Annotated in this window: 10 protein-coding genes; 6 read left to right on the forward strand and 4 right to left on the reverse strand. The window is 63.2% G+C overall.

What is annotated here, in order from left to right:
• Positions 1–74 precede the first annotated feature (74 nt).
• From NRB16_RS24990 to paaY, 3 genes are all read right to left on the reverse strand, one after another.
• On the reverse strand, positions 75–2,006 hold the full coding sequence (locus NRB16_RS24990; RefSeq protein ID WP_373568506.1) for a PAS domain-containing protein: 1,932 nt from the start codon (positions 2,004–2,006) through the stop codon (positions 75–77).
• Positions 2,007–2,317: 311 nt separating this feature from the next.
• A complete protein-coding gene (gene paaX, locus NRB16_RS24995; RefSeq protein ID WP_253140157.1) occupies positions 2,318–3,241 on the reverse strand; it encodes a phenylacetic acid degradation operon negative regulatory protein PaaX in 924 nt (307 codons plus the stop codon).
• Positions 3,242–3,308: 67 nt separating this feature from the next.
• Entirely contained in the window at positions 3,309–3,902 is a 594-nt protein-coding gene (gene paaY, locus NRB16_RS25000) for a phenylacetic acid degradation protein PaaY (RefSeq protein WP_253140156.1), read from the reverse strand.
• A gap of 330 nt (positions 3,903–4,232) precedes the next feature.
• Here paaY and paaF point away from each other — a divergent pair, with 330 nt between their 5' ends.
• The 6 genes from paaF to paaK all read left to right on the forward strand — a co-directional run bounded on the left by paaF (position 4,233) and on the right by paaK (position 10,406).
• Entirely contained in the window at positions 4,233–5,006 is a 774-nt protein-coding gene (gene paaF, locus NRB16_RS25005; RefSeq protein WP_257107193.1) for a 2,3-dehydroadipyl-CoA hydratase PaaF, read from the forward strand.
• A gap of 29 nt (positions 5,007–5,035) precedes the next feature.
• Complete coding sequence (gene paaG, locus NRB16_RS25010; RefSeq protein ID WP_045489674.1) at positions 5,036–5,827, forward strand: 2-(1,2-epoxy-1,2-dihydrophenyl)acetyl-CoA isomerase PaaG; 792 nt, start codon at positions 5,036–5,038, stop codon at positions 5,825–5,827.
• Positions 5,828–5,830: 3 nt separating this feature from the next.
• Positions 5,831–7,351, forward strand: coding sequence for a 3-hydroxyacyl-CoA dehydrogenase PaaH (paaH, locus tag NRB16_RS25015; protein WP_257107194.1), 1,521 nt, complete (start codon positions 5,831–5,833; stop codon positions 7,349–7,351).
• Positions 7,341–7,787, forward strand: a complete 447-nt coding sequence (gene paaI / locus NRB16_RS25020) for a hydroxyphenylacetyl-CoA thioesterase PaaI (protein WP_257107195.1) — start codon at positions 7,341–7,343, stop codon at positions 7,785–7,787. Before paaH ends, paaI begins: the two co-directional genes overlap by 11 nt.
• The gene (pcaF, locus tag NRB16_RS25025) at positions 7,780–9,000 is read left to right on the forward strand and encodes a 3-oxoadipyl-CoA thiolase (RefSeq protein ID WP_257107196.1); all 1,221 of its coding nucleotides are present in this window, start codon (positions 7,780–7,782) and stop codon (positions 8,998–9,000) included. The genes paaI and pcaF overlap by 8 nt, the downstream gene beginning before the upstream one ends.
• 80 nt (positions 9,001–9,080) lie before the next feature.
• Positions 9,081–10,406: a phenylacetate--CoA ligase PaaK gene (gene paaK / locus NRB16_RS25030; protein WP_257107197.1), complete on the forward strand. Its 1,326-nt coding sequence runs from the start codon at positions 9,081–9,083 to the stop codon at positions 10,404–10,406.
• 202 nt (positions 10,407–10,608) lie between these two features.
• Here paaK and NRB16_RS25035 read toward each other — a convergent pair whose 3' ends face one another.
• Positions 10,609–10,731 (reverse strand): zinc ribbon domain-containing protein, encoded by a 123-nt coding sequence (locus NRB16_RS25035; protein ID WP_306456403.1) that lies wholly within the window; start codon positions 10,729–10,731, stop codon positions 10,609–10,611.
• Between the last annotated feature and the right edge of the window lie 21 nt (positions 10,732–10,752).

The raw sequence follows: 10,752 nt of genomic DNA on the forward strand, positions 1-10,752 counted from the left end.
AAAGCACGCTTTACACCCTGCCTCAGAGACTGCCAGATGTAAAGCTTACTTTCCATCGGGAACGCTACCGAGACTTAACCCTCGCGCTCCAGCATGTCGAAAATACGCGCCGCGAAGGCCTCCATGGTGAAGGGTTTGGTCATGATCCACATGCCGGGGTCGAGGTGGCCATTGCCGATAATGGCGTTTTCCGCATAACCGGTGATGAACAGCACGCTCAGCTGCGGGCGCAGCGAGCGTGCCGCATCGGCCAACTGCCGGCCATTCATGCCGCCCGGCAAGCCGACATCGGTCACAAGCAGATCGACCCGGATATCACTTTCCAGTAACCGCAATGCGCTGGCGCCTTCCGGCGCCTCGATCACCGCGTAGCCGCGGTCTTCGAGCACTTCGCTGACCAGCATGCGAATGGTCGGTTCATCGTCAACGATCATCACCGTGCGCAGCGACGGTGCCTGAGCGACCTCACCGGCCTGCTCGTCAGGCTCATCCGCCACCTCATCCTGATAGTGACGCGGCAAGTACAGGCACATGGTCGTGCCCTGACCGGGCTCGGAATAAATCCGCACCTGGCCGCCCGACTGGCGGACAAAGCCATAGACCATCGACAGCCCCAGCCCGGTGCCCTGCCCCAGCGGCTTGGTGGTGAAAAACGGGTCGAAGGCCCGCGAGATGATCTCTGGAGTCATGCCGGTCCCGGTGTCGGTCACACATAACGACAAGTACTGCCCAGGCGACAGGTCACGAACCCTCGATTCGCGCTCATCGATCCACTTATTGGCCGTCTCAATGGTAATCCGGCCGCCGTTCGGCATCGCATCCCGGGCGTTGAGACACAGATTGAGCAAGGCATTTTCCAGCTGCGGTGCATCAATGAACGTCGACCACAGACCGATGGCGGTCACCACTTCCACGGCAATGTGCGGCCCGACCGAACGCCGCACCAGCTCTTCCATGCTGCCGACCAGACGATTGACGTCCACCGCTTTGGGGTCCAGCGTCTGGCGCCTGGAAAAAGCCAGTAAACGGTGAGTCAGCGAGGCCGCACGGCGAGCGGCGTCCTGGGCAGTGGCCGCATAGCGATCAATATCGTTATAGCGCCCCTGGGTCAGGCGCGTACGCAACAGTTCCAGCGCGCCGTTGATACCGGTCAGCAGGTTGTTGAAGTCATGCGCGATGCCGCCGGTCAACTGACCGACCGCTTCCATTTTCTGTGACTGGCGCAGCGCTTCCTCGGCCTGCTTCAAACGCTCCTGCTCGCGCAGTCGCTCACTGATGTCATAGGCAAACAGGTAGGCGCCCACCGGTTGCCCGTCAGCGTCGCGCAAGGAGCTGTAGCGAATTTCATAGTGACGGTGTTGTTCACCGAAGTGGGTGATCTCAATGAATTCCTCGCCCGCCAGCACCCGGCCCCAGAGCTTGCGCACCTTTTCGCGCACCTCAGGCTGGCCCTGCAGCGCGTCAAGAATACTCTCGCCAACCTGGGGTTTGACGCCGTACAGCCGCTCGAACTCCCAGACCGCCACCGCGTTGATTGCCAGCCAGCGATAGTTCCGATCAATCACATGGATGCGCGCGTCAGTGCCATTGACCACATCGGCCAGCACATTGCGCTCGGCCACCGCATCACGCACGCGGCTTTCCAGGGTCTCGTTCAACTGCTGCAGGGCCAGCTCGGCACGTCTGCGGGCGGTGATGTCCTGAAATAGCACGGCAACCTGCCGGCAACTGGCCGGTTCGATACGAAACGCCGCCAATGCCAGGTAGCGCCCGGTGGCGACCAGTTCGCGCTCGAAGCGGATCGGCTCGCCGGTGCGCAGCACTTCACCGTACAACTGCACCCAGCCATCGGCTTCGGCACCGACCATCTCGCGCACTTTCTGGCCGACCACATTGCTGATCCCGGCGTGAAAGGCGTAGGCCGCGTTGGCCTCAATGTGGATGTAGTCGCTGAGCGGGCCGTGCGGGCCGTCGAAGAACTCGATGATGCAAAAGCCCTCGTCCATCGAGTCGAACAGAAAGCGATAGCGCTCTCGGGACTGGGCCAGGGCGCTTTGGGCTTGCTGGTCAAGGATCGCCATCTGCTGGCGCAGGCGGGCATTTTCGTCTTCGAGGCTCTGCAGCCGGTTGCGCAGGCTCTGGATTGGGTGGTCGGTCAAGGCGTGAAGTCCCGATGTAAGGTGCCGCTCTGGCGACAGGCAGGACGACAGCAGCACGCTACGAGAAAAAGCGTGCGCTGGCAAAGACAATCCACTCGTTTGCAAGGCGTTGATGCGCAGCCAATACCGAATCAGAGCGTTTCAACAATATCGTTGGCTCAGCGCAAGCCGCCAAAGCGCTGCCAGAAATTTTCTCCCACATCCGGCAACGGGCCGTCGGCGGTTTCCAGTACACCGGCCAGCCATTCTTCGGCCTTGCCGCAGACCAGTCGGTAGATATTGCGGCACAACTGACGCGCCGCGCGGCCTTCCCAGTCGCCGGGCAGCAACTGGTCGGGCAACTGCGGGTCGCGCAGCAGCAGGCGACGGTATTCATGGACCAACAGGGTCCGGGCCAGGAAGCAGTCTGCGCCGCTGAGGTTGTCTTGCTCGCGCAGCGCCTGCCACAACGGCCGGAACAACTGGATGAACTCACTGTAATGCCGGCCCAGCTCGTCAATATTCCAGCTCTCGCGCACCTGCATGCGCAGCGCTCTGGACGCCAGCACATCCTGTGCCTTGGTCTCGAACACGATGCTGTCGTCCAGTGCATCGAGCGCTTGCAGGCTGGCATTGAGCTCCGCCTTGTCACAGCGCGGGCTGGCCAGCACCGTCGTAGAGATAGCGGCAAAGCCCTGCCACTCCAGCTCTTCACGCACCTGTTTGCGTTTATCGGCGCTCAATTGCGACAGCATCACCAGGCACCAGGCACCGTCCCAGGCCGGGACGCTGGCGCTGTACACCCGTTTGAAGGCTTGCTCGAAGCGCCGCCGCCCGGTGCCGGTTAGGCTGTAATAGCTGCGGCGCCCGACTTTTTCGGCGCTCAGCCAGCCCTCTTTGCTCAGGCGAAAGATCGAGGTGCGGATCAGCCGCTCATTGATCCCCACCGGCTCCAGCAACTGGATCAGGCTGCCCAGCCAGACCGTGCCGCCATGAGGTTCGATGGCATCGCCGTACAGGGTGATGATCAACGAACTGGCGCGGATCGGGGTGCGCTCCTGGAAGCGCTGGATAAGGTGATTCAGCGGGGCAAGGGACGACATGGGCTTACCGGACAACGAAAAGGATGCCGAATATACCGCCCGCCACCGATCGCCGCGAGTCTGCCCATCAACCGGCAGCCTTGGGCCGATGGGCACTGGCACTGATACGGGGCCGGTCTGGCTCGGCCTCCAGCAACGGTTCACACGCCACCAGACTGTGCTGGCAGCGCCGGGCAAGCGCCTGATACTCACGGGTACCGGCCTGTTTCCAGGCGACCTCGTCATCACTGAGCAGGCGTTTGACGCTGGCCGGAGAGCCCATCACCAGCGATTGCTCGGCGCAACTGAAATTCGCCTTGACCAGGCTGGCGGCGGCAACAAATGACCGCGCACCGATTTGGGCTGCATCCATCACCACGGCATTGATACCCACCAGAACATCCGCGCCGATACAGCAACCGTGCAGCACGGCGCCGTGGCCGATATGGCCGTTGCGCCCCACCACCGTGTCGCTGTCAGGGAAACCATGCATGACGCAGGTGTCCTGCAGGTTGGCGCCCTCCTCCAGCACGATGCGCCCGAAATCGCCGCGCAGGCTGGCCAGCGGCCCGACATAGCAGCCAGGGCCAATGATCACATCACCAATCAATACCGCAGAAGGATGCACATAAGCGGTGGGATGAACCACCGGAGTCAGGCCATCAAGGCTGTAGCAGGTCATGGGTAATCCTCTGGCCGGGAACGCCCGGCAGGTGGGCTGCAGACACACCACCTTCCTATAAAAACAACCCTTAAATCAATGAAAATTATTGATACACGTATCGTATCAAGACCTAAAAAACCCAGGCAAAAACCAACACAAACACCTAATAAACAATGCTTTTACTAAAAAACATCGGATAAAAACAAACATACTAGACACAAAAACCAATACAAAAATCTGTTTTTCCGTATCGCGTTATGCCTATACTCATTTCAGCCCGCCTCACAGAGCGCGCCTTTCCAATAATCAGCGGTGCTCACACCGCCCTTGCTGCCGGAGGACTGCCCCATGCCTCAGACCCTTGTCATGACCACGCCGATGACCGGTGTGCGGCTGCTGACCCTGCACCGGCCCGAGGCGCTGAACGCCCTGAACACCGCGCTGCTGGGTGACCTGACCGAGGCGCTTGAGGTGGCAGCGGCAGACCCTGACATCCGGGCGGTGGTCATCACCGGCAGCCGCAAAGCGTTTGCCGCTGGCGCCGATATCCACGAAATGGCAGAGCGCGACATGGTCGGCATCCTTGACGACCCACGCCAGGCACACTGGCAACGCATCGGCGCCTTTAGCAAACCGCTGATCGCCGCCGTCAACGGCTTCTGCCTCGGCGCTGGCTGTGAACTGGCGATGCATGCCGACGTGATCATCGCCGGTGAAGATGCCCGTTTCGGGCAACCGGAAATCAACCTTGGCATCATGCCCGGCGCCGGCGGCACCCAACGCCTGCTGCACGCGGTGGGCAAGTCACTGGCGATGCAGATGGTGCTTACCGGCCTGCCGATCGATGCCCGTCACGCCCGGCGCGCCGGGCTGGTCAGCGAGCTCACCCAGCCGGAGTTCACCGTTGACCGGGCCCTGGAGATCGCCCGCGTCATCGCCAGCAAAGCGCCGCTGGCGGTCCGCCTGGCCAGGGAGGCCGTGCTCAAGGCCCAGGACCTTGACCTGGCCAGCGGCCTGCGCTTCGAACGCCATGCCTTCACCTTGCTGGCCGGCACCGCCGACCGCAACGAAGGCATTCAGGCCTTTCAGGCAAAACGCGCTCCGGCGTTCACCGGCCGGTAATCCTTCGTCCTGCACAGAGAGCTCCAGCCATGGACTTTGAGCACATCCTGTTTTCCATCGAGGACGGCGTTGCCTTCCTTAGCCTCAACCGCCCCGAGCAACTCAATAGCTTCAATGCCGCCATGCATCTGCAAGTGCGCGAAGCGCTCAAACAGGTTCGCCAAAGCAGCACAGCACGGGTGCTGCTGCTCACCGGTGAAGGCCGGGGCTTCTGTGCTGGCCAGGACCTGTCTGACCGCAATGTCGCACCGGGCAGCGCGATGCCGGATCTGGGCGAGTCCATCGACACATTCTATAACCCGCTGATCCGCAGCCTGCGCGATCTGCCATTACCGGTGATCTGCGCGGTCAACGGCGTGGCTGCCGGTGCCGGGGCGAATATCCCGCTGGCTTGCGACCTGGTGTTGGCCGCCCGCTCGGCAAGTTTTATCCAGGCATTTTGCAAAATCGGCCTGGTGCCCGACTCCGGTGGCACCTGGCACCTGCCGCGCCTGGTGGGCATGGCCAGGGCCAAGGCACTGGCCCTGCTTGGCAACAAACTGAGCGCCGAGCAGGCCGAGCAATGGGGGCTGATTTATCAGGTACACGACGATGCCGATCTGCGCGACGAAGCCCTCAAGCTGGCCCGGCATCTGGCGACCCAGCCCACCTACGGCCTGGCCCTGATCAAACGCGCGCTCAACGCCAGTGCGCACAACAGCCTTGATGCGCAACTGGAACTGGAGCGCGACCTGCAACGCCTGGCCGGGCGCAGCGAGGATTACCGCGAAGGCGTATCGGCATTCATCAACAAACGCACCGCGACTTTCAAAGGACGCTGAACAATGACCGCACTGGACACCAGCAGCATCGTCGCGGTGATTGGCGCCGGCGCCATGGGCGCAGGGATTGCCCAGGTGGCCGCGCAGGCCGGTCATCGCGTCTGGCTATTCGATACCCGCCAGGGCGCCGCCGCCCAGGCCATTAGCGGGATTGACCGGCAACTGGCGCGGCTGGTCGACAAAGGCCAGCTGGATGCCTCGCAGCGCCGCGTGATTGCCGCGCGCCTGCAACCGGCAGACAGCCTCCAAGCACTGGCCGACGCCGCGCTGGTGATCGAAGCGATCGTGGAAAACCTCGACCTCAAGCGCCAGCTGTTCGAGCAACTGGAAAGCATCTGCAGCGCCCACTGCATCCTGGCCAGCAATACGTCGTCATTGTCGCTCACCCGGCTGGCGGCCGGCCTCCAGCATCCACAGCGGATATTCGGCATGCACTTTTTCAATCCGGCACCGCTCATGGCGCTGGTCGAAATTGTCTCGGGCCTGGCCAGCGACCCGCAACTGGCAGCGCGCCTGTATGACACCGCCGACGCCTGGGGCAAACAGCCCGTGCACACCCGCTCGACACCCGGCTTTATCGTCAACCGGGTAGCACGCCCGTTTTATGCCGAAAGCCTGCGCCTGCTCCAGGAAGGCGCCGCCGACTGCGCCACCCTCGACGCGCTGCTGCGCGATGCCGGTGGCTTTCGCATGGGCGCCTTCGAGCTGACCGACCTGATCGGCCATGATGTCAATTACGCGGTGACCTGCTCGGTGTTCGACGCTTACCACGGCGACATGCGCTTCCAGCCTTCACTGGTCCAGAAGGAGCTGGTCGATGCCGGCCATCTGGGACGCAAGAGCGGTCGCGGCTTCTATGACTACAGCGAGACGGCAGAGCGCCCCCAGCCGCAGGAAATCAGCAGCCCGCTGCACATTGACAACTGCGCAGTGGAGGGCGATCTGGGCATTGCCGCGCCGCTGATTGCGCGCCTGCAACAGGCCGGCGTGCAGGTCACCCAACGCGCCGGCAGCGGAGTGATCCGGGTCGGAACGGCCACGCTGGCGCTCAGTGACGGACGGCTGGCCAGCCAGCGCGCCCAGGCACAAGGCATCGACAATCTGCTGCTGTTCGACCTGGCACTGGATTACCGCCGCGCCGCACGCATCGCCATCAGTTGCGCTGCCGACACCTCGGTACTGGCCTGCCAGCAGGTCGTGGCGCTGCTGCAGCGTGCCGGGTTCAAGGTCAGCCTGCTCAGCGACACCCCGGCGCTGGCAGTGCTGCGTACTGTAGCGATGCTGGCCAACGAGGCGGCCGATGCCCTGCTGCACGGGGTGGCCAGCGCAGCGGACATCGACCTGGCCATGTGCGCCGGCGTCAACTACCCGCTTGGACCACTGGCCTGGGCCGATGCCATCGGCCCGCAACGGCTGCTGACGACCCTCGACAACCTGCAAGCCGCCTATGCTGAGCCACGCTATCGCCCGTCACTGCTGTTGCGCCGCCGCGCCACCGAAGGGAGGCACCTGCATGACACTTGACCCTCAACAACTGGCGCAGCGCTGCGCCAGCACCTTGTACGAACGCGACGCCGCCAGCCAGGCCATGGGCATGCACCTGCTGAGTGTCGGCCCCGGCAGCGCACAACTGAGCATGCGGGTACGTGCCGACATGCTGCAGGGCGTCGGCACCTGCCATGGCGGTCATCTGTTTGCCCTGGCCGACTCGGCCTTCGCCTTTGCCTGCAATACCTACAACGCGGTCACCGTAGCGATTGGCTGCAGCATCGACTATGTGGCGCCTGCGCAGCTCGACGACCTGCTCACCGCCAGCGCCAGTGAACAGAGCCGCAGCGGCCGCACCGGCAACTACGACGTGCGTATCGAAAACCAGCACGGGCAGCTGATTGCCCTGTTTCATGGCAAATCCTACAAGGTGCGCGGCACCCTGCTCGACCTGGAGACTCCTGATGAGTGATACCCAGAACCCTCAAGCGCTGATCATCGACGCGATCCGCACCCCCATCGGCCGCTACGCCGGCGCGCTGGCCAGCGTGCGCGCCGACGATCTGGGCGCCGTGCCGATTCGCGCCTTGATCCAGCGCCATCCACACCTGGACTTCAGCCAGATCGACGACGTGTTCTACGGCTGCGCCAATCAGGCCGGTGAAGACAACCGTAATGTCGCGCGCATGTCGGCACTGCTTGCCGGCCTGCCGGTCAGCGTAGCGGGCACCACCCTCAACCGCCTGTGTGGCTCGGGCCTGGATGCGGTGGGCAGTGCAGCTCGGGCGATTCGTGCCGGTGAAGCCGGTCTGCTGATCGCCGGCGGCGTCGAGTCAATGTCCCGCGCCCCCTTTGTAATGGGCAAGTCCGAGCAAGCCTTCGGCCGCGCTGCCGAGCTGTTCGACACCACCATTGGCTGGCGCTTCGTCAATCCGCTGCTGAAGGCGCAGTTCGGTATCGATTCGATGCCGGAAACTGCCGAGAACGTCGCAGCGCAGTTCAATATTTCCCGCGCCGACCAGGATGCCTTCGCCCTGCGCAGCCAGCACAAGGCCGCTGCGGCGCAAGCCAATGGCCGCTTGGCACAGGAAATCACCGCCGTTGCAATCAGCCAGCGCAAAGGCCCGGCCAGGCTCATTGAACAGGACGAGCATCCCCGCGCCGATACCAGCCTGGAGCAACTGAGCAGGCTCGGCACTCCGTTCCGCGAAGGTGGCAGCATCACCGCCGGCAATGCCTCAGGGGTCAACGACGGCGCCTGCGCCCTGTTGCTGGCCAGCCCGGCAGCGGCGCGCCGCCATGGCCTGAAGGCCCGTGGGCGGGTGGCAGGAATGGCCACGGCAGGCGTCGAACCCCGGATAATGGGCATCGGCCCTGCCCCTGCAACCCGCAAGGTGCTGGAACTGACCGGCCTGAGCCTGGCCGACATGGACATCATCGAACTCAACGAAGCCTTCGCCGCCCAGAGCCTGGCCGTGCTGCGCGAACTGGGGCTGGCCGACGACGACCCGCGGGTCAACCCCAACGGCGGCGCCATTGCCCTGGGGCATCCATTGGGCATGAGCGGTGCACGACTGGTCACCACGGCCTTGTATGAACTGGAAAACCGCCAGGGCCGCTACGCGCTGTGCACCCTGTGCATCGGCGTCGGCCAGGGCATCGCGCTGATTATCGAAAGACTCTGATACCGATAAACACCATTGGCCACCCAGGCGAGGAGTCTTCTCCTCATCAGCACTCAAACATAAAAATAACCGAGTGAACCATGAACATGATCGCCGCCAATAGCCCCGCTAGCGCCTTGCTCGACCCGCTCGAGACCGCCAGCATCGACCAGTTGCGCCAGCACCAGCTCGACCGCCTGCGCTGGAGTCTCAAGCACGCCTACGACAATGTGCCGCTGTACCGCCAGCGCTTTGACGAACGCGGCGTGCACCCCGATGACCTGGGTACTCTGGAAGACCTCAGCCAGTTTCCGTTTACCGCCAAGAGCGACCTGCGCGACAACTACCCCTTCGGCATGTTTGCCGTGCCACAGAGCGAGGTGGTGCGCCTGCATGCCTCCAGTGGCACCACCGGCAAGCCGACCGTGGTCGGCTACACCCAGAACGATATCGACACTTGGGCCAACGTGGTGGCCCGCTCGATTCGTGCGGCAGGCGGCCGCCGTGGCGACAAAGTGCATGTCGCTTATGGGTACGGTTTGTTCACCGGCGGACTGGGCGCGCACTACGGCGCTGAGCGGCTGGGCTGCACGGTGATCCCGATGTCGGGCGGGCAGACCGAAAAGCAGGTGCAACTGATTCAGGACTTCCAGCCCGACATCATCATGGTCACGCCGTCCTACATGCTGAACCTGGCCGATGAGTTCGAACGCCAGGGCATCGACCCGCATCAACTGAAACTGCGCCTGGGGATTTTCGGTGCCGAGCCGTGGACCGCCGAGCTGCGCCGCGCCATGGAACAGCGTCTGGGCATCACCGCCCTGGATATCTACGGCCTGTCGGAGATCATGGGGCCGGGCGTGGCCATGGAGTGCGCCGAAACCAAGGACGGCCCGACGGTCTGGGAAGATCATTTCTACCCGGAAATCATCGACCCGGCGACCGGTGCGGTGTTGCCCGACGGCGAAATGGGCGAACTGGTGTTCACCTCACTGTCCAAGGAAGCGCTGCCGATGGTCCGCTACCGCACCCGCGACCTGACCCGGTTGCTGCCGGGCACAGCGCGGCCAATGCGGCGCATCGACAAGATCACAGGGCGCAGTGACGATATGTTGATCATTCGCGGGGTGAATGTGTTTCCGACGCAGATCGAAGAGCAGATTCTCAAGATCGGCCAGTTGGCCCAGGTCTATGAGCTGCATCTGCATCGTAACGGCAACCTGGACAGCGTCGATGTGCATGTTGAGCTCAAGCATGACCTGCAAGGGCTGGCGGCCCCGCAGCAGCAACAGGTCGCCGACGAGCTGGGGCGCCGGATCAAGACCCATATCGGGATCAGTTCACGGGTGCTGATCCAGCCGTTTCATACCCTCAAGCGGTCTGAGGGCAAGGCTTGTCATGTGTTTGACAAGCGGCCCAGCACGTGAGCCCTCATGCGCAGGGCAATCTGCCGAACTAATGCCGATCATCCGGGAGGAGCCGGCCGACGCCCCGGTCTGCTGGCGACTTCAGCGGCGAACCAGTAGCTGATGTGCTGGTTTTACTGGCCCTGTCGCCAGCAAAGATGCCTCCCACATTGACCGACTGGACCTTAACTGATCGGCATTAATCTTTGACATCCTCCCCGCCCTAAAGAGCGGGGATTCCTACCGCTAGACGGCGATGCCCCGCCGCAAGAATGTTCCGGGCCGCGTTCACATCGCGGTCGTGGGCTGTACCGCAGCACACGCAAGTCCATTCTCTTATTCGCAAACCGGCTCTACCTTTCGGACT

It is taken from the genome of Pseudomonas sp. LJDD11 (assembly GCF_024584215.1).
Taxonomy (GTDB): Bacteria; Pseudomonadota; Gammaproteobacteria; order Pseudomonadales; family Pseudomonadaceae; genus Aquipseudomonas.